Origin of the sequence: Paenibacillus sp. M2 (genome assembly GCF_046713495.1) — a bacterium.
Classification (GTDB): domain Bacteria; phylum Bacillota; class Bacilli; order Paenibacillales; family Paenibacillaceae; genus Paenibacillus; species Paenibacillus amylolyticus_B.
Window position 1 is genome coordinate 7,061,344 of record NZ_CP169648.1, and the last position, 18,538, is coordinate 7,079,881.

The window sequence follows — 18,538 nt, forward strand, 5'->3', positions numbered from 1 at the left end:
CCATTCTATCAATTAAACCTTGAATCAATCTTAATATTTTTTGGGGGCAGCAACTATATAAACTGAACAAAAGAATATTTACACTTGCCACTACGATGACAGAATAACCTTCCAATCGCTGTTATCCCCAGATTTTTTGATTCCCTTTTGAGAGGTGAAAATCCAGGGATAAAGGCGAAGCATATGCTTCCGATGCAGCTTTCTTTCAGAAAGCTTTTAGCTCCGCTTTTTCAGGTTATTTCTGTCCTCTCCGTTCTCGTGTACATGTTTAGTTCAATTTTTATATTATTGGAAGGTAAAAAAATGTTAACGCAATGTAAAACCATTTAAGATTCATTCAAGGTTGGCCCTCTAAGATACAGACATGGAAGCAATACACGATGCATCAAAACATACAACCCACCAACGAAAGGACTGAATCCCACATGGCAATTGAAGTATTCAACCGATATGAGAGCAAGTACCTTCTGACGGATGAACAGTACGCCCATTTCTACAACGACCTGCTGAAATACATGGAACTGGATGCCTACAACAAGAAACATGAGTACTACTCCATCAGTAACCTGTATTTCGATACTCCACAGGATTCCCTGATTCGCGCCAGTCTCTCCAAACCAAAATACAAGGAGAAGCTAAGACTGCGGGCGTATGGAATACCTGAAGAGAATGCCAAAGTGTATCTGGAGATCAAAAAGAAAGTCTTTGGCCTGGTGAACAAGCGCAGAACCGCCTTGAAGCTGGATGAAGCGTACGAATTCGTTCGTTCAGGACAGGCACCGGAGCTGGCAGACTATATGAACAAACAGGTTGTGGAAGAGATCAAATACTTCCTTCGCCTCTACGATCTTGAACCGAAAGTGTATCTGGCGTATGAACGCAAAGCACTCTTTGACAAGAACAGCCGGGATCTCCGCATTACCTTTGACACCAACATTCGCAGCCGCAGATACGATCTGAAGCTGGAACAGGGAGATTACGGTGAACCGCTCGTGAAGGACGGAAGGTGGCTGATGGAAGTAAAAGCCGAGAAAACCGTTCCGCTGTGGCTGTCGCAGCTGCTCTGTGAGCATGGTCTCTACCGCACCGGATTCTCCAAATACGGCAACGAATTCAGACATCTGGTGAGAACAACCAACCTGAATTACCAGACGGAGCGCATTCTTGTGCCAGGTACTGACTTCAACCCATCCATAGAACAAGATAAAACGATTATAGAAAGAGAGCGTGTCTTATATGCTTGATTCACTATTCAGTTCCGCCCTAACCGATACCAACCTGACGTTTAACAACGCAGTCATCACCATTGGTCTTGCCATCATTCTGGGATTAATCATCAGCCTCACGTACATGAAGACCAACCAAGCCACCTATTCTCAGAGCTTCACCCTAACGATGGTCGTCCTGCCCGTCATTGTCGCCATCATCATCCTGCTCATCGGCAGCAACATTGCTCGAGCATTCAGCTTGGCAGGTGCCTTCTCGATCATTCGTTTCCGCAGTGCACCTGGTGATCCAAAGGATATTGCTTATGTATTGTTCACGATGGCTTCCGGTCTTGCCTGCGGTGTAGGTGCTTTTGGATACGCAGTGCTGTTCACGATTATCCTGTGTGTGCTGATGTTTGTCCTGAGTCGCTTCAACTTCGGCGGCAAGAAGAGTCAGCTGAAAACGCTGAAAGTCACCATTCCTGAGAATTTGAGCTATGAAGAAGCACTTAATGAAGTGTTCCATACATTTAATGTACCTTTTGACCTGAAAAAGATCAGAACGACCGAGCTCGGCAGTCTGTATGAGCTGGTCTACAGTGTAACCATTCACGAAAGTGTTAGCCAAAAGGAATTCCTTGATGCCATCCGCACACGGAACGGCAACCTGGATATCTCGTTAACCATGAGTCCAACAACGGAATATTAATTCTTAATTCGAAGGGAACGATCTATATGAAGAAAAACATGATAACAGGCAGCAAACTTTGGTCCATCGCCATGATTACCAGCCTACTCGCCGCATGCAGTTCACCAGCAACGACAAGTACAACCGCCAATGCCGCAACGTCAACGACAGGAACAACCAAAACGGTATCGGTCAATGAGCAAACTTCTGTGAAGTACGCAGATCTGGTCTCTCTGGATGCTGACGATACCAACATTAGCTGGAGCGAGGCAGATTCCACAGCGATTAAGTTGAACGGTACAACTGCAACGGTAACCGGTTCGGGAGCCAAAGCAGCCAATGGCTCAGTAACAATTACGGAAGCAGGTACTTATGTACTTAGCGGTGAGCTAACCGACGGTCAGATCGTGGTCAACGTTGCCGATAAGGGCACCGTACATCTCGTATTAAACGGAGCTACCATCCATGATAATGACAGTGCAGCGATCTATATTCAAAAGGCCGGTAAAGCGGTGATTACACTCGAAAAAGGAACCAAAAATACCGTATCGGATGGTAAAACGTATGTGTACGCTGACGCTACAACAGACGAGCCGGATGCAGCAATCTTCAGCAAAACGGATCTTACGTTCAACGGTGCAGGTCAATTGACCGTCACAGGTAACTATAATGAAGGGATTACGAGCAAGGATGATCTGAAGATCATTAGCGGGAACATCAGTGTCAAAGCAGCCGATGACGGTATAAAAGGTAAGGATATGGTCGCCATTCAAGCGGGTACCATTACCATTCAAGCCGAAGGCGACGGTATCAAATCAACCAATGACACAGATACCACCAAAGGTTACGTTGCTATCGCAGGAGGTACCTTCGATATCCAAAGTGGCAATGATGGTATTCAGGCTGAAACTGCACTCGTTACGGATGGCGGCACATACAACATTGTGACTGCTGGCGGTAGCGCCAATGCACCAGCCAAAGTAGAAGAAGGTCCATTTGGTGGCGGTGGATGGGGTGGCGGCACACCACCAACCGATATGGGTACACCACCAGATGGCGAACCTCCTGCAGATATGCCGGAGATGCCTACTAACAGCGGTACGAATGCAGGTGCTAATACAAACGGCGCAACATCCAGTTCTGCCAACACAACAGCAACAACAAATACCGATACCAATGCCGATGCGGACACTGCTGCAACAGCAACCGAGTCCACAAGTGCCAAAGCACTGAAAGCAGGTACAGACCTGACGGTGAATGGCGGTACGTATACCATTGATTCCATGGATGATTCCCTGCACAGCAACAATAACGTGACAGTCAACGACGGAACATTCAACATTGAATCCGGTGATGACGGCATTCATGCCGATCAGGAACTGACGATTAACGGTGGAACCATCACAATCGTGAAGAGCTATGAAGGACTTGAAGGAGCAATCATCACCCTGAACGATGGGGATGTAGATGTAACGGCATCCGATGATGGCGTCAATGCTGCAGGTGGCGAGACGGAAACAGCGGCAAGTACAGATAGTGCTACTACAGCAACCGATGCAACAACGACATCGAACATCTCTGTAACCGAAACGACAGGCACAACATCGACTACCGATCAGGCATCCCAAGGTACGGCTACTACTCAGCAAGGACGTGGACCGGGCGGAATGGGAGCAGCGAGTAATAACGAATTCCACATTAACGGCGGTACACTCACCGTGAACGCAGGTGGTGATGGACTGGATTCCAATGGTTCCATTACCATGACTGGTGGTACGGTTATTGTGAATGGACCAACGGATAACGGTAACGGAGCATTGGATTATGACGGTACATTTGAAATCAGCGGTGGATACCTCGTGGCTGCCGGAAGCTCTGGTATGGCACAAGGAACATCCGATGCGTCCACGCAAAATACCATTGTAATGACGTTCCCTGCAACGCAAAAAGCTGGAACACTTGTACATCTACAAGATAGCGAAGGCAATAACATCCTGACCTTTGCTCCGGCAAAAGATTATCAAACTGTGGTTGTCAGCTCACCGGATCTGAAAAAAGATGGCTCTTATGTGATCTACTCCGGTGGTACGTCTACAGGTAAAGCAGTGGATGGGCTCTACACAGACGGTACTTACAGTGGCGGAACACAAGTGGTTGCATTCCAATCGACCAGTAATGTAACTTGGGTGAATGAATCTGGTGTGACTACAGCCAATACAGGTATGGGCGGTCCTGGCGGAGGTCGTGGCCAAGGCGGATTCGGAGGCGGCAGAAATCGGACGCAATCCGGTACAACATCCGACAGCGCAGGCACTACCGATTCTGCAAAATAATCATGATATCCTGAGCCATAGCGCATAACTCGCTTCTCAGGCGCAGGCGAAACAAAAAAGGCTCCGACTTCACGTTATGTGAGATCGGAGCTTTCTTTCGTTATTCTTCTGGAACCAGGATTACAGTGGATTATAGTGCTCTTTTAAGGTGAAGCCGATGCAATCCTTTTCTCAGAACGTGTAGACATACACCTTGGTGCGTAATGCATCTCGACATGTTATTGTGCGTAGCGGTTCCTTGCCCGGTAGTGCAAAACAGACGCTAATCACCTTGGCACCCGGCGGAAGCTCCCGACTGAACTTGTCCAGAAGCCGGGTCATGGCTCCCGGAAACAGATAACAGATTACGCAGTCTGCATGTTCATAGGAACTGGTGTAGATATCCCCGTGTATGAACCTCAGTCTACCCTTGAGAGAGTGCCTCTTTCCCTTGGCACGACGTAAGCGAACACTGAGATACGCAATTAATTGGGAAGACCATAAGGGAATTCTCGAATTCTCAATCCCAGTCAGCCTTTTACCAGGACAGTGCCTTACAACATCCAGTCCCAGTGTACCCCATCCGGAACCTGCTTCAAGCACATCCCCGTACCCGGGAATCCGGTTCACCTCTTGAATGACCACCTGCCTGACGCGGCCAGATGTGGGCATCGGAGAAATCCCGTTTTTCCAACTAACAAGTACGATGGATATGACACCTATCAATGTCACCACAGCAATCAGCCATGGAATCAGGTAAATGATGAACATGAACTCATCCCTTTGTTATGAATCATTCATTCCGGCACATGAGACTTCATATATACACCCTTTTTATAAACGGACTTGATGGTAAAGTGTACACCCAGCTTGCGATTCGTCCGATAGATCAGCGAGTTAATCTCGTCGATCCCTACCGCGTCACTCTCCAGCATGCTCCGCTCCGGCCACACCTGAGCCACAATCTGTTCCCTTGTCACAAAGTGGTCAAGTTCGCTGTACAACAGCTTGAATAGCTGATATTCCTTCTTGGACAGCGGAATCTCCACTTCACCGATCTGCACGGTCTGCAAGTGGTCCTGCAAACGTACACCCTCACCCAACAGATCCGACACCCGATATTCCCTTGTCTCTCCAAGATCCCCTTCAGCGCGAAGCTGAATCAAGCCGTTGACGAGCGTTAGGCTGTCTCCTTCGCCAAACGGATATTTCTCATAGGGAACGAGGCGCTGCCCGTTCAGTTCGGTTCCATTTTTGCTATCCAGATCTTCGATCCATAACTGCTGCTGTACATCATAATGAATGCGGCAATGCCGCTTCGATATCATCTGATTATAAACAGACAAGTCCAATTCACTACCGCCTGTGTATCGTCCCACCGTAATGGAGCGACCCTGGCTTACATAAGCGAATGAGCCGTCACTTTCCTGTCCTGGCGTACGAATGACGATTTTTGCCGTCTCCCGCATGTTATTCTCCCACCTTCAATGATCACTCGATCTCTATAAACATTTTGTAACAATAATGATAAGATCATCAGATTTGTTCCATTGTTTGCACCGCTATAGTTCAATATAGTGGTATACAGGAACGATTTATGTTCGGTTCTACTAACTCTACTATACCAGACGTTGTGCTTTTTTTCTCATGACGGCCGGATGTCTACTTTAGATCATTCAACAAGAGAGGTACCTTTCCATGAACAAAAAAAACATTTTCATATACGTATTGCTCGCCTTTGCCCTGTCCATGACATTAACCGTGCTCTCCCGTATGAACGATGATGGCGGAGAATCACTGAAAGGCACATCAGCTGCCGAAACCTCGTGGTTACAAATGAAGATCCAGCCCTAGTCTACTCTATTATAACGTGATCTCTGCGCAAAACGTTTCACGAATGTCATATTAGGCGATCGCTTCCAATCCAAATTAAAACAGTTCAATAAGGCCCCAGATTGCTGATCAAAGCAGCCCGGAGCCTTATTTTTGATTGTAAAACAATACTAAAAATATGAATGATTGCATGACTTCAATCATAAACTGCCCGGCACGCAGATGGATTTCAGCCATTTGTGCTAGTGACATTTTTTAGTTTTGTGATTTTGGTTTCCTCTCCACCTTTCAACCCAACAATTTCTCCATTTAATCACGGTATTAAGGGGTAGAGTATAGACACTTGCAAGTAGATTTCTGTTAGGTGCTTTTCGATTATCGAGGAACGACTTTTCTGGAGGATTATATAACATAAATTTAACTCAAATTATAAATAATGTTAATCATATGTCATTCATGGTTTCATTTTCTTTGATATACTTTCTGCTAGGTCTATGAAAGGAGATCATAGGTGAAAAAAGAAGGATGTGGTGGATCAGGTAATCCCGCATCGGTTATGCAAGGTTCGGGTGAGTCCCCGAGTAAACAAGTAACAACACAGCAAAATAATGAGTATTGTTCTCTAGAACGTACAAGTTTGGATAGTGAAACTGAAAAATATTTCTATGGAACTTGGAACGTTGAGAAGCTTTTAGGATTTGCAAATTCATATAATGATGCCTCAGAATATCCAACAGGTCAAAAATTTATTGGTGATGAAATAATCATCAAAAAAGACTTATTTTCATCAAAAGGAATTAAAAACTACAGTAGATATCAAACTGAACTAAGAAACCCATTATATGAGTTTACAGCGACCTGCAATAATTCAGATTCTTTTTATAGATTATATAAATTAGATATTCCAAACTTAAATAAAAATGATGTCGTAAAAGCAATAGGTGTAAGTAATCCTTCTACAAAAATTAGTATACCTGTAAGTTTAAGTTTTTTTGTTGTTAATAACGAGAAGCTTATCTTGTTATCAGAGGCAACTATCTTTGAGCTTAAGAAAATCTCGGATAAAATAAATTAAGGTTATTTGATTAGTTTCGTGCTAATTTCCAGGAGAGATTCCCTATAATTGATTCTGAAAATTCCTGTGAATATAATTTTCAAACCAGAAAGGGCCTTGGACAGCTCCAGTTTTTTTGAGGAGGCTATGTAAATGTTAATTAAAGTATTTAAGGAATGGTCGGACCAAAATAATGGTCGAATTGAAATACTTGCTCCTACTGGGAAAATGACTGCTAGGAATAAATTCAAACCAGGTGCATCCGAAGATAAAATTAAAGAGCTTTCGGAGTATTTTTCTACTCCATTACCTCCGGATTACATAAGCTTTTTACAATTATGTAATGGAGCGTCCTTGTTTGAAGACCCTGAATATGGCGGGGAGAGCCTCTTATATTCAGCCCAAGATGTTATACATTACAATGAAGCATCAGATAATAAGATTGTAGTCGCCAATATTCTTGATGATCGAATCCTAATTGATTTAGAGCTTTGGAGTTCAGGTGATGAGCAATATCTGTTGCTTTGTGAGAGTTTATATTCTGTTGAACATACGGGATCTTTTTACAGTAACTTTGAGACATGGTTAGAACGGTTTATAATCTCTCAGGGCGAGAAGTTCTGGTATTGGAAAACAAAGCGTAGTTTTGAAGAATAAAAGATATGATCAGTAGTCTGACCCGTAATTATAGCTTAATTTGCGGAGGTGTGCGTATGCTCGATGAAAGAGAGATTCAAATTAAAGAGAGGATACAAGAAAGGTACGATATTACGGAGCAAATATATTCAGCTTGGTTTACTGAAAATCCCGCGATGCTTTTACCGAAAAATAGATTCTACCAAAAGGAAAACATAGAAAAGCACAGGGCCATCTCATATCTGCTAGACAGAGGATATATCGTTGCACAGCCCGTAGAGAATGACCCGGAGACAGTTGCAGTAACTATAACCCCTGATGGCATAGACTACTATGAGCAAGGATATCTTAATGGAAAAGCAAACGGCTTTCAAGTCGTCGCTGAGATTAAGAACAAGGATTAAATTGAGGAAGGACTCCAGATTTGAAATACTTCTGGAGTCCTTCCATATAGTTCAAATAAAAATATACATCAGTAAGAACAATAGTTTAAGCCTCTCCTTACAGGGTGCCCCCCCTCCTCGTAATACATTGATAACATATCATGGGCTGAAAGTAGAATCATTATATCAATCTTGTTCATCCTCCGGCATAGTCGGTTCGTCTTCAGGCTTCGCTGTCTCTCTGGACTGTATTTCCTCCATCCGACTCGACACCTTCTGATACAGGTAAGAGATGCCGAGCAGCAATACACCGAAGCTGAAATAGGCAAAGATTTTGCTGCCCGAGGTTAGCATCCCCACATCGTAGAACACCATTTTACCCGTAGCAAACAACGTCAACCCAAGACCCAGACGCCGAATCATCACATATTTTCTACGGAATCCATACGCAATATAGAGAATCGCCAGCAGCAGATAGATCAGGCTGAACATCAGCCCCACATCACCCCACTGGAACTGGATCGTCAGGAATACGGTGATGACCCCTAGCAGATATACCCCTGCGATAACCGGGTACCATTCAATGCTCTTGAACTGCCCGCGGATGCCCGCAATGAGCAGATCCCTTCCTGCAAAGAACACCCCTACATTAAAGATAATCAGCACCAGCAAACCAACAATCTCTGCTGCTGTATGCTGCTGAACTTCCGGCTGAAGCGCTGGCATGGTTAAGGTGACAGCCAGTGCAATACAGCAACCAATGGCATGCAGGAAAGTGGTATACATCTGTACGTATTGATCACGCAACAACTTCACTTTGCTCAATCCATAGGCCAATGCAATGGTCAGCGCTGCAAACATGAGCATCTTGTAGAACATGTATAACAGGAACGTCCCATCCACAGCTCTGGTATACAATTCATTCGATTCATACAGCACGTATAACCACAGATTGGCGAGTGTCACATACTTGAATCCGTTCAGGAAGCCCAGCTCCAGCGGGCTGTAGTTGAATCTCTCCCTGGCAGATGAGCTGCTGTGAACTGCCCAGGCATAATACAGTGTAATCAGCAGGGTCCCCAGCGTGATGCTGGAATATTTTAACATGAAGTAAGAACGTTCCCCGATGAAGAATAGCGCCAGCAGGTCATAGTACACGAAAGTGATTAGACATAGAAGCACAATGCCCCATCCGGCACGTTCCACCGATTTGAGCCGTTTCAGATGTCCAAGCGTAACCAGCAGAACCCCTTCAATCAACCAACCCATTGATAACCACTTGGCCCCGAACTGGAACGGAATAATCAGAATGGCAAAGGTCAGGGAAGTGATATAGAAGAGTAGAATGGTCTGTTTCTCCTGAGCCATATTGCGCTGAACGAATCGTGCGAGGCCCAGATACACCACGCAGAAGATCAACGCTAGCAAGCCCTGAGCATCATTCCAATTCGCCACATCGAATAACACATATAACATCAGACAGCTGATACTCGTATTCATGGCCAGCAGAGCAAAATCCCACCAGGTTAACTTCATCCGATGTTTGAACGGATATGCCAGTGTAATGCCCAGATATAATGCAAACGTCACAATGGAATACAACATGCCAATCTTCTCACTTGGCGACAGCCACAAGAGGATAAGCATGGATGGTGTGTTGAACAGGAAACTGATATAGTGCACTACCGGCCACCGTTTGCCAAACGAAATGAACACAATAATGCCGTTTAAGAGCAGCAGATAGATCATGGCTACATAGACAGCAGGGCCCTCAAGTCCGAACGAGAACATATAGGAGAATAGGGGAAGATATCCGCCTACCAGACCCAATGAACAGATGGTCTTCGACTGATACCTTAGGGACAACAATACGGAGATTGCCGATACCAATACAGACAGGGCAAGTCCCGTATATAACCCGATAATATGCAGTAAAAAGTAACTATAGAAGATGGACCCGAATAACACGGAGATCCCACCGCCGAGCAGGCCCATTGCAAACGTCTGCTTTTTACGGCGGAACAGCCACTCTCCTCCAGCAAGCATCAGAACACCAAGCAGGAAAAAGGCTCCGCTCTTCATCTCGTCATTAAACCAGGTCGAGTACGAGTATCGGAACGCTGCTCCAACCCCCAGAATGAGGAGCAGGATGGCTACTTTGTTGATCCAGCTGAGTCCAATCTTCATCTCCATGCGATTCTGCTTGATCCGCCGTTGAATCGTCTCTTCGCTCAACCCTTCTTCCGCCATCTGCTCATATCCACGTGCCATGTGCCCACGCAGAGCCTCTTCTCTCTCCCGTACGGCTCGTCTGTGCGATTCAATGCGCTCATTCACCTCTGCCGCAAGGGATGCAATTCTCTCCTTCACCTCGTGGGAATCCTCTTGCAACTCCTGTGCCGCCTGGTTGTACAGCGCGTTCAGGTTGGACTTCGTTCGATGTTCATGGAACGCAATTCGATCATTATGTACTGCTGTTTTCCCTTGAAAATAGGTCTCCATCTTCTCCCGAGATACCCGGATCAGATTGAGCTTCTCATCCAGCATCTGTTCAGATAACGCCATGCGAAGACGTGCATTCTCTTCTTCCATCTTGCGCGAGCGAAGTTCAAGCTGATGCAGCTTGAGTTTGTGGGCTTCATACTGTTCCTGTAACTGTTCATTCTTAACGATCAGATCATCGGACTGGTATTCCTGGAGCAGGGCATGATACTCCTTCGCCAGCTGTTTCTGCTGCTCCTGAACCTGCCCAAGCCGTTCCTTAAACTCCTTCATGAGCTTCCTCCGTTGGTTGATGTTTAATCTTTTCCCTATATTTTACTATATGTATGCCATAAAAAGAGGTTTAAACATTAGATATATCTGTGCAATATTTCAATCGAAGGATCTCAAACGCAAAAAAAGCCGGGAAGCAACCGCTTCTCCCGACTTATATTCATATGAGCATTTTGCACAAGAATGGATCTTAGGCCGCATCACTCGTCTCCGATTGGTCGGCTGACTCGGGCTCAATTATCTCAGTCGCATCCGGGTCCAGCCAACTAGCGATCATGCCACGCACATACTGCAGATCGTCCTCCGACAGATCGTAGTACCATGTGCCACTGCGCGTTGCCCCCTCACCCTTCAGCATGTAATTGCTGATCGTTGGTATGCTATCTTTCATATATAAGGACTCGGCAAATTTCACGATAAAGTCCGAGGTCATGTTGGTTGTAAAATTCGATCCGGCAATCTGGATGACGTCCGGGATCTTGGTCAGATTTTTGACCTCCAGCGCACGATTCATGAAGGCACTTAGGAAAATCCGGTGACGCATCGTACGATTGAAATCGGAATCTTCCCGGTAACGCACATAACCAAGCGCTTCTTCGCCGTTATAGATCGGTTTATTCGCTTCAACAAACAGCTTCTCATGAATTTTGAGCTTGTTCTCAATATTTTTTTTGATCGGCAGTTCAACGCCACCCACCGCATCAACAATATCCTTGAGCCCGTTAAAATTAATCGCGGCATAGAAATCCACTTTGTTCCCCAGCAAATTCTCCACCGTATCCATCGCCATCTTGGCTTCACCGTGGGCATACGCTGAATTGATCTTTGACTTCACATCCCGGCCAACAATCTCGGTATAGGAATCACGTGGAATGGACAGCAGCAGCACTTTATTGTCTTCTGGACGCACGACGGAATAGATGATGGTATCCGAACGGCTTGGTTCGTTATCCCGTTGGTCAATCCCTAGCAGCAACAGCGAGAATGGGTCGGTATGTTCCACGACAGGGGCATCCTTATCGCCAGCTGGTACAAAGGAGTCATCCAAGGCTTCCTTCACCGTAGCTGAAGCGAACAAATTAAAGGCAAACACGACGAGTTGCTTTTGATAGATAAATCCGAGTCCTCCGAGCACAAGCAGCACACTTAGGGTGATGATCAATGGCTTCTTCCATTTCTTCTTCGGTTTCTTCGGCTTCCGTCTTGTTAAATGTGCGGCACTGTTTTCCATCATATCTCCTTTAATAACGGGTTCTTAGAATCATTTAACTATATTAATAACACGTTTTCAATAGATTACGTTATAATCTGCTATACAAATACGTGTTCAAAAAGTTTGGTTTTCAGTACCAAGAAGATGGAATGAAGCTAGAAATGGAGTAGCGGAGCGTAGGAAAAACTACGTGAGCAACTAAAATGTTTCCGAAGGAAACATACTTCGTAAGCATATGCTTATTCGGCTGAATTTCATATTCGAAGCTGATGATGCCGCCAGGCATCATTCGTAATCAAAAGTGGACTTTTTGAACTACCTCTACATAAATGAACATAAAGGGAGCGATAAAGGATGGAGTATCGACGTTTGGGCAATAGTGGTTTGCGTGTGTCGGCACTGGGGCTCGGCACCAATGCGTTTGGTAAACGCGCGGATGAAGCAGCTTCTACCCGCATTATTCATGCAGCGATGGATCAGGGCATCAACTTTATCGATACCGCCAATATCTACGCAGGTACGGAATCAGAACGCATCATTGGACAGGCTCTCACAGGTCGTCGGGAAAACGCGGTGCTTGCGACCAAAGCCGGACTTCCCCGGCATGACGGTCCCCATGGGCGGGGTTCCTCCCGCTACCACCTGCAACAAGAGCTGGAACATAGCCTGCGGCGCCTGCAAACGGATTATGTGGATCTGTACCAGATCCATACTTTTGATCCGCATACACCGCTGGATGAGACACTGCGCACACTGGATGATATGGTCACTTCCGGCAAAGTCCGTTACATCGGAGCCTCCAACTACGCAGCCTGGGAGCTGATGAAAGCTTTAGGCATCAGTGAACAGAAAGGTTATGTGCGCTACATCTCCACCCAAACCAGCTACTCTCTGGCAGACCGTACACCTGAGCTGGAACTGGTACCAATGTGTCTCGATCAGGGTGTGGGTATTATCCCGTATTTCCCGCTGGCAGGTGGTATTCTGACCGGTAAATATAACGGACAGACTAGTGTGCCTTCTGGTTCCAGAGCAGACACCGATCCGTCCTTCAACCGTTTCCTGCTGGAGCATAATATCCAACTGAGTGAACAAGTAAGCGCAAAAGCTGCCTCATATGGATGCTCCCCGAGTGTTCTGTCGCTCGCATGGCTACTGACACGTCCGGCTGTATCTACAGTGATTGTGGGCGCTACACGCACCGGACAGCTGGAACATAATCTGGCTAGTCTGGACATGTCACTGCCCGATGAGCTGTTGGCCGATCTGGACCAGATCAGTGACTCTTTCCGTCGCCGCGAGCCGTTTGCGTCCTATCGAATCGATTGAGCAACCGAAATAGACCTCCCGACAAGATGAAGTCAGGAGGTCTATTTGTATTTTACAGAGGTGCTATAATTATTAATAATCAGAAAATTTTCCAGTTCCACTACATTCTGTAGTTTAATGAATTAAAAAAAGATATATTACGGATCAACTCTCTGTTTTTTGGCGAAGAAACTCTTGCATAATCTCCAAATACTCTCCCTTACGTTCATCCAAAGTTTCGAAGAATGCCTTGTCCGATTCCTCGACCAGATGGATTCCCTCCACAGCCAATCGGGTTCCTTCTTCCGTTGTTGTGATAATATTGGCACGCGTATCTGTCTGATGACGAGCGCGGGTAATTAATCCCCTTTTTTCAAGTGCACGTAGAACCTGAGAAGTCACGTTAACATCCACCTTGGCAAACTGAGCAATTTGAACCTGAGTAACTCCTTTGCCTTCCTCATCGTGTTCATTGAGCCACAAACAGGCGTGCAATAATACAAATTGAGGTTGTGTCAGTTCGAGGGGCTCCAACACCCTGCGTACTTCCTTTTGCCACATGGCTGTAACTTGCCATAACAGATATCCCGGGCTTTCTTGTGCGTTTTTATACCGTGAGCTTGTCATCTCATACCTCCATGATGTGCGACCTTATGCAACAGAATATGTATCCGTCAGTCAATGAAGTAAATCCATTATTCATACAACGATGATGGAAACATATCCGTTGCAACTCTGTGTGTTCTTTCTCAAAAAAATGATTAGCGCGCAGGGATAAACTGCTTCACCCATTGTCCGAATCCTTGCGGATTGCGGCTCTGTATAAGAATGGTTCCTTCTCCACGGAACCGGCATACCAATCCTTCTCCACTTGTAACACTGGATAACCAGCCCTGTGAAGCTTTCTCTATCCGGTAATCTACATAATGAGGCCATGCCACCAAATGGGCGTTATCCACAATCATTTCTTCACCTGCTGCCAGATTAATCGCATGGATGGCACCATAGGAAGACAGAAATACAGTTCCACGTCCGCTGATCTCAATAATGAAGAAACCTTCTCCCGAAAAGAGACCTTTTTTCAGGTTTTGCATTTTGGTATTCACCTGGATGCCCTCGGTTCCTGCCAGAAATCCGTCTTTCTGCACATAGAGTGAATAGGAACCGTCCAATTCAACAGCTTCCACATCGCCCATACTGGAAGGTGAGAGCAGAATCTCTGCCGACCCGCCCGCAGCCGTCAATTCCTGAAAGAAAAACTTCTCCCCGCTCAGCATCCTACCGAACCCGGCAAACATCCCACCTTCTGCTGAACCCTTTAGTTCAACCGTAGGAGTCATGGATACCATCGCACCACTCTCGGCCTTGAACCGCTCTCCCCGCTGCAAATGTACCTTGAGCATCGCAAAAGCACCATCATATAAAATCTCATAGTTCACGGTTGCACCAGCTCCCTATTGTCAGAGTTAAAATCATTGAGTCCATTGTCTTCCAGAACTGCTGATTTGTCTCCGTATTCCTTCACAATATGTTGATCTCCCCAATTACAGAGCGCATTGAGAATTGGTTCAAGACTTCTCCCGTAATCACTCAATTCGTATTCTACTTTGGGAGGGACCTGATTATATACGATTCGGTTTACGATTCCGTCGTTTTCAAGCTCTCTCAGTTGCTGTGTTAACATTTTCTGTGTAATTGCGGGCATAATACGCTTGAGATCACTGGTTCGTCTTTTCCCATGTGTCAGATGGCAGAGAATCACGCATTTCCACTTGCCACCGATCACTTCTAGGGTAGCTTCAACCGAGATGTTATATTTTTTTCTAACCATAACTTGCTTCCTCCCTGATGAATTGGATTACATCCGTCGCATGCTGTATAGGCACCAAAAAGTACGTAGGGTACTAAAAAGTACGTACTATTCAATCTATACCGAATAACTCATAATAGCATTTGCCGGTACGTAAATCTACATTCGGGGGAGTTGAGCAAGAAATGTTACAAGATTCAAAGCGTAGCACGTGGGCACTGCTAGCACTGGCCATTAGTGCATTCGCGATCGGTACCACAGAATTTATCAGCGTTGGGCTACTGCCCCTCATTGCAGATGACCTGGGCATTTCCGTAACTTCAGCGGGACTGACCGTTACTTTATATGCATTAGGCGTTACCTTTGGAGCTCCTGTTCTGACTTCACTGACGTCTACCATATCACGCAAAACGCTATTGCTTGCCATCATGATAATCTTCATTGCGGGTAACACGATGGCTGCACTATCAACGGGCATCACCATGTTACTCATTGCACGAGTAGTATCCGCTCTGGCACACGGGGTGTTCATGTCCATCGGCTCCACGATTGCAGCCGATCTGGTACCTGCCAACCGTAGGGCAAGTGCTATTGCCATCATGTTCTCCGGTCTTACCATTGCCACAGTAACCGGTGTACCTCTCGGTACACTCATTGGCCAACATTGGGGCTGGCGCGCTGCCTTTATCCTGATTGTTGTAGTTGGCATCATTGCAATGATCGGAAACCTGATACTCGTGCCATCCACGTTGAAGCGAGGAACACGGACGGCATTTCGGGATCAGCTGAAGCTGGTTACAGGTGGGCGCTTGCTGCTTGCTTTTGCCATCACTGCTGTTGGGTACGGAGGAACATTTGTTGTGTTTACGTATCTGTCCCCGTTGTTGCATGATATTAGCGGTTATTCCGAGAAAACAGTAGCGTTCATTCTGTTGTTGTACGGAATAGCCATCGCTGTTGGCAACATCATCGGCGGCAGAGCAGCCAATCGCAACCCGCTCAAGGCGCTCTTCTACATGTTCATCATTCAGACCATCATTCTGGGCATCATGTACTTTACGGTCCCATTCAAGTTGGCAGCACTACTTACCATTATGGGTATGGGTCTGCTCGCCTTCATGAATGTGCCTGGTCTTCAGATGTACGTTGTAACCTTGGCTGAACGATATGCACCACAGGCCAAGGATGTAGCCTCAGCCTTTAACATCGCCGCATTTAATGCAGGGATCGCTATAGGTGCCTATTTGGGTGGCGTGATCAATGATTCCATCGGTTTGATTCACACGACATGGGTCGGTGCCTTGATGGTTCTCGTAGCTGTAATCCTGACCGTTTGGGCTAAAATGCTGGAAAGCAAGGATCAACATGCATCAGTCGAAATGGAGAAAGCTTCGTTCTAATTTCCATTCCGACCATGGGTCTCACTCTTATATATATATCGGTTCCAGCCTTCAAGGGGAACCGGTTTCATACGGTATTTTATTATACTATAATACGTTGAACCCAATTTGATCTACTATGATTTAATTTTGTATGATAAAACAACAAAAATTCAGCTTAATATGACTGATTTTTACACACTTTAAGGAGGAAATCTCATGACAACAGCTCAAACCGCACAACATTTACAATCCACAGTAACTCTGCATAACGGTGTTCCTATGCCTTGGTTCGGACTTGGTGTATTTAAGGTAGAAGAAGGATCTGAACTGATTGAAGCCGTGAGAAATGCGATTAAACATGGATACCGTAGCATTGATACTGCTGCAATATACGGCAATGAAGCTGGTGTTGGACAAGCGATTGCAGAAGCTTTGCAAGAAAACAACCTGAACCGCGAAGAACTGTTCGTTACATCTAAAGTATGGAATGCAGACCTCGGATATGAAGAGACACTTGCAGCTTTTGATACCACACTGAACAAACTGGGATTGGAATACCTGGATCTGTATCTGATTCATTGGCCTAAGGCAGGAAAATACAAAGCAGCCTGGAAAGCCATGGAGGAACTGTACGCAGCCGGCCGCATTAAGGCTATTGGCGTAAGCAACTTCCAGATTCATCATCTCGAAGACCTGATGCAGGATGCCAAAGTGAAACCGATGATCAATCAAGTGGAATACCACCCTCGCCTGACTCAGGTTGAGCTTAAGGCTTTCTGTGAAAAGAATGGTATCCAGCTTGAAGCTTGGTCGCCTCTGATGCAAGGTCAGCTGTTGGACAACCCAGTGCTCACGGCGATTGCTTCAGCCAAAGGCAAATCGGTTGCACAAGTAATCCTGCGTTGGGATCTGCAAAATGGAGTCATTACCATTCCGAAGTCCACCAAGGAACAGCGGATTATTGAGAACTCCTCCATCTTCGACTTTGAACTTTCAAATGAAGAGATGGATCAGATCAGTGCTCTGAACGAAGATGTACGCGTTGGACCTGATCCGGACAACTTCGATTTCTAATGAATAATCTTTTTGGAGACTGCTTTGTTTGACATAACATAACGAAAAACCACCAGACCAGGTGGACTGCACCCCAAATTGTTAGACACAACTACCAATTGGAGGTGCAGTTTTTTTATGACTAAATTCAGTTCAGCTGAAAAAATACAAGCCGTTATGTGTTATGAAAAGGGATCAGAAAACTTGAAAAACATCGCAAAATCGATCGAGCTTCACCATCCTGTCTTCTTAAACTGGATTAGACAATAGCACATCATGCATATGAAGAAGTATCATTCGTATAAAGGAACAACTGGCTAGATTGCACCGAACCTATTAGAACGCAAATTCCGTGCTAAAAGACCAAACGAGAATTGTCTTAAGGACATTACAAAATTTAAATTATTCGGAGAAAAACTATACTTATCTCCCATACTTGATCTGTATAACGGAGAAATCATTACATATACGATTGGTTCAAGACCGATCTACTCACTTTTTCCACAATGTTAAATCAAGCAAGCATTTTGCAGTTTGACAAATGAAGATAAACTCCTTATTCATTCGGATCAAGGCTGGCACTACCAGATGAGACCGTATCGTCATGCCCTTGAAGAACATGGCATCACGCAAAATATGCCCCGGAAAGGTAACCGTTACGATAACGCCGTCATGGAGAACTTCTTTGGCATCACGAAATCTGAGTTCTTGTATTTAAAGGAATTTGAAAATGTCTCACATTTTAAACAAGAACTATCCAAATACATCGATTATTACAACAACAAACGCATTAAGGCAAAACTAAAAGGCATGAGTCCGGTACGGTACCGGATTCATGCCCAACAAGTTGCCTAAAGATATAATCTGTCTAACTTTACGGGGT

The 18,538-nt window shown here is 45.4% G+C and carries 17 protein-coding genes and 1 pseudogene; 11 read left to right on the forward strand and 7 right to left on the reverse strand.

Annotated features, from left to right (window positions below; all coding sequences use genetic code 11):
- The first annotated feature begins 425 nt into the window (after window positions 1-425).
- From ACETMN_RS32095 to ACETMN_RS32105, 3 genes are read left to right on the forward strand one after another with little or no spacing between them, the layout of a single operon-like run.
- Window positions 426-1,244, forward strand: a complete 819-nt coding sequence (locus ACETMN_RS32095; protein WP_411735567.1) for a polyphosphate polymerase domain-containing protein — start codon at window positions 426-428, stop codon at window positions 1,242-1,244.
- Window positions 1,237-1,917, forward strand: coding sequence for a DUF4956 domain-containing protein (locus ACETMN_RS32100; RefSeq protein WP_091012463.1), 681 nt, complete (start codon window positions 1,237-1,239; stop codon window positions 1,915-1,917). Before ACETMN_RS32095 ends, ACETMN_RS32100 begins: the two co-directional genes overlap by 8 nt.
- 26 nt (window positions 1,918-1,943) lie before the next feature.
- Window positions 1,944-4,229 (forward strand): carbohydrate-binding domain-containing protein, encoded by a 2,286-nt coding sequence (locus ACETMN_RS32105; protein WP_091012461.1) that lies wholly within the window; start codon window positions 1,944-1,946, stop codon window positions 4,227-4,229.
- Between the two features lie 171 nt (window positions 4,230-4,400).
- Here ACETMN_RS32105 and ACETMN_RS32110 read toward each other — a convergent pair whose 3' ends face one another.
- Both ACETMN_RS32110 and ACETMN_RS32115 read right to left on the reverse strand, forming a co-directional pair.
- Window positions 4,401-4,979: a class I SAM-dependent methyltransferase gene (locus ACETMN_RS32110; RefSeq protein WP_091012460.1), complete on the reverse strand. Its 579-nt coding sequence runs from the start codon at window positions 4,977-4,979 to the stop codon at window positions 4,401-4,403.
- 26 nt (window positions 4,980-5,005) lie between these two features.
- Window positions 5,006-5,677 (reverse strand): FHA domain-containing protein, encoded by a 672-nt coding sequence (locus ACETMN_RS32115; protein ID WP_091012458.1) that lies wholly within the window; start codon window positions 5,675-5,677, stop codon window positions 5,006-5,008.
- 229 nt (window positions 5,678-5,906) lie between these two features.
- Here ACETMN_RS32115 and ACETMN_RS32120 point away from each other — a divergent pair, with 229 nt between their 5' ends.
- The 4 genes from ACETMN_RS32120 (at window position 5,907) to ACETMN_RS32135 (ending at window position 8,135) form a co-directional block, all read left to right on the forward strand.
- A complete protein-coding gene (locus ACETMN_RS32120) occupies window positions 5,907-6,062 on the forward strand; it encodes a hypothetical protein (RefSeq protein ID WP_017691624.1) in 156 nt (51 codons plus the stop codon).
- A gap of 490 nt (window positions 6,063-6,552) precedes the next feature.
- Window positions 6,553-7,116 carry a hypothetical protein gene (locus tag ACETMN_RS32125; RefSeq protein WP_256974903.1) on the forward strand — a complete coding sequence of 188 codons (564 nt, stop codon included), beginning with the start codon at window positions 6,553-6,555 and terminating at the stop codon, window positions 7,114-7,116.
- Between the two features lie 132 nt (window positions 7,117-7,248).
- Window positions 7,249-7,752: an SMI1/KNR4 family protein gene (locus ACETMN_RS32130; RefSeq protein ID WP_091012456.1), complete on the forward strand. Its 504-nt coding sequence runs from the start codon at window positions 7,249-7,251 to the stop codon at window positions 7,750-7,752.
- 56 nt (window positions 7,753-7,808) lie between these two features.
- On the forward strand, window positions 7,809-8,135 hold the full coding sequence (locus ACETMN_RS32135) for a hypothetical protein (RefSeq protein ID WP_091012455.1): 327 nt from the start codon (window positions 7,809-7,811) through the stop codon (window positions 8,133-8,135).
- Window positions 8,136-8,300: 165 nt separating this feature from the next.
- Here ACETMN_RS32135 and ACETMN_RS32140 read toward each other — a convergent pair whose 3' ends face one another.
- Together ACETMN_RS32140 and ACETMN_RS32145 are read right to left on the reverse strand one after the other, a co-directional pair.
- Window positions 8,301-10,889, reverse strand: coding sequence for a DUF2339 domain-containing protein (locus ACETMN_RS32140; protein ID WP_091012453.1), 2,589 nt, complete (start codon window positions 10,887-10,889; stop codon window positions 8,301-8,303).
- Window positions 10,890-11,079: 190 nt separating this feature from the next.
- The gene (locus ACETMN_RS32145) at window positions 11,080-12,123 is read right to left on the reverse strand and encodes an LCP family protein (RefSeq protein WP_306299259.1); all 1,044 of its coding nucleotides are present in this window, start codon (window positions 12,121-12,123) and stop codon (window positions 11,080-11,082) included.
- A gap of 333 nt (window positions 12,124-12,456) precedes the next feature.
- Between ACETMN_RS32145 and ACETMN_RS32150 the strand changes: the two genes are divergently transcribed.
- Complete coding sequence (locus tag ACETMN_RS32150) at window positions 12,457-13,431, forward strand: aldo/keto reductase (protein WP_091012449.1); 975 nt, start codon at window positions 12,457-12,459, stop codon at window positions 13,429-13,431.
- 144 nt (window positions 13,432-13,575) lie between these two features.
- On the opposite strand, the gene ACETMN_RS32155 is transcribed toward ACETMN_RS32150, so the two are convergent.
- The 3 genes from ACETMN_RS32155 to ACETMN_RS32165 form a co-directional block, all read right to left on the reverse strand.
- Window positions 13,576-14,037: a MarR family winged helix-turn-helix transcriptional regulator gene (locus ACETMN_RS32155; protein ID WP_036612197.1), complete on the reverse strand. Its 462-nt coding sequence runs from the start codon at window positions 14,035-14,037 to the stop codon at window positions 13,576-13,578.
- Window positions 14,038-14,171: 134 nt separating this feature from the next.
- On the reverse strand, window positions 14,172-14,849 hold the full coding sequence (locus tag ACETMN_RS32160; RefSeq protein ID WP_017691614.1) for a TIGR00266 family protein: 678 nt from the start codon (window positions 14,847-14,849) through the stop codon (window positions 14,172-14,174).
- On the reverse strand, window positions 14,846-15,241 hold the full coding sequence (locus ACETMN_RS32165) for a winged helix-turn-helix transcriptional regulator (RefSeq protein WP_017691613.1): 396 nt from the start codon (window positions 15,239-15,241) through the stop codon (window positions 14,846-14,848). Before ACETMN_RS32165 ends, ACETMN_RS32160 begins: the two co-directional genes overlap by 4 nt.
- 164 nt (window positions 15,242-15,405) lie before the next feature.
- Here ACETMN_RS32165 and ACETMN_RS32170 point away from each other — a divergent pair, with 164 nt between their 5' ends.
- The 3 genes and pseudogenes from ACETMN_RS32170 to ACETMN_RS32180 all read left to right on the forward strand — a co-directional run.
- Window positions 15,406-16,620 (forward strand): MFS transporter, encoded by a 1,215-nt coding sequence (locus tag ACETMN_RS32170; RefSeq protein WP_091012448.1) that lies wholly within the window; start codon window positions 15,406-15,408, stop codon window positions 16,618-16,620.
- Window positions 16,621-16,818: 198 nt separating this feature from the next.
- A complete protein-coding gene (locus tag ACETMN_RS32175; RefSeq protein WP_091012446.1) occupies window positions 16,819-17,676 on the forward strand; it encodes an aldo/keto reductase in 858 nt (285 codons plus the stop codon).
- Window positions 17,677-17,928: 252 nt separating this feature from the next.
- Window positions 17,929-18,510 (forward strand): annotated as a pseudogene (locus tag ACETMN_RS32180) (IS3 family transposase); the annotation flags it as partial.
- Window positions 18,511-18,538: the final 28 nt, after the last annotated feature.

Coding starts and splice junctions, on each gene's coding strand:
- ACETMN_RS32145 (WP_306299259.1), bottom strand. CDS start 12,123: ATGATGGAAAACAGTGCCGCACATTTAACAAGACGGAAGCCGAAGAAA.
- ACETMN_RS32095 (WP_411735567.1), top strand. CDS start 426: ATGGCAATTGAAGTATTCAACCGATATGAGAGCAAGTACCTTCTGACG.
- ACETMN_RS32175 (WP_091012446.1), top strand. CDS start 16,819: ATGACAACAGCTCAAACCGCACAACATTTACAATCCACAGTAACTCTG.
- ACETMN_RS32115 (WP_091012458.1), bottom strand. CDS start 5,677: ATGCGGGAGACGGCAAAAATCGTCATTCGTACGCCAGGACAGGAAAGT.
- ACETMN_RS32100 (WP_091012463.1), top strand. CDS start 1,237: ATGCTTGATTCACTATTCAGTTCCGCCCTAACCGATACCAACCTGACG.
- ACETMN_RS32155 (WP_036612197.1), bottom strand. CDS start 14,037: ATGACAAGCTCACGGTATAAAAACGCACAAGAAAGCCCGGGATATCTG.
- ACETMN_RS32135 (WP_091012455.1), top strand. CDS start 7,809: ATGCTCGATGAAAGAGAGATTCAAATTAAAGAGAGGATACAAGAAAGG.
- ACETMN_RS32110 (WP_091012460.1), bottom strand. CDS start 4,979: ATGTTCATCATTTACCTGATTCCATGGCTGATTGCTGTGGTGACATTG.
- ACETMN_RS32150 (WP_091012449.1), top strand. CDS start 12,457: ATGGAGTATCGACGTTTGGGCAATAGTGGTTTGCGTGTGTCGGCACTG.
- ACETMN_RS32105 (WP_091012461.1), top strand. CDS start 1,944: ATGAAGAAAAACATGATAACAGGCAGCAAACTTTGGTCCATCGCCATG.
- ACETMN_RS32140 (WP_091012453.1), bottom strand. CDS start 10,889: ATGAAGGAGTTTAAGGAACGGCTTGGGCAGGTTCAGGAGCAGCAGAAA.
- ACETMN_RS32165 (WP_017691613.1), bottom strand. CDS start 15,241: ATGGTTAGAAAAAAATATAACATCTCGGTTGAAGCTACCCTAGAAGTG.
- ACETMN_RS32130 (WP_091012456.1), top strand. CDS start 7,249: ATGTTAATTAAAGTATTTAAGGAATGGTCGGACCAAAATAATGGTCGA.
- ACETMN_RS32120 (WP_017691624.1), top strand. CDS start 5,907: ATGAACAAAAAAAACATTTTCATATACGTATTGCTCGCCTTTGCCCTG.
- ACETMN_RS32170 (WP_091012448.1), top strand. CDS start 15,406: ATGTTACAAGATTCAAAGCGTAGCACGTGGGCACTGCTAGCACTGGCC.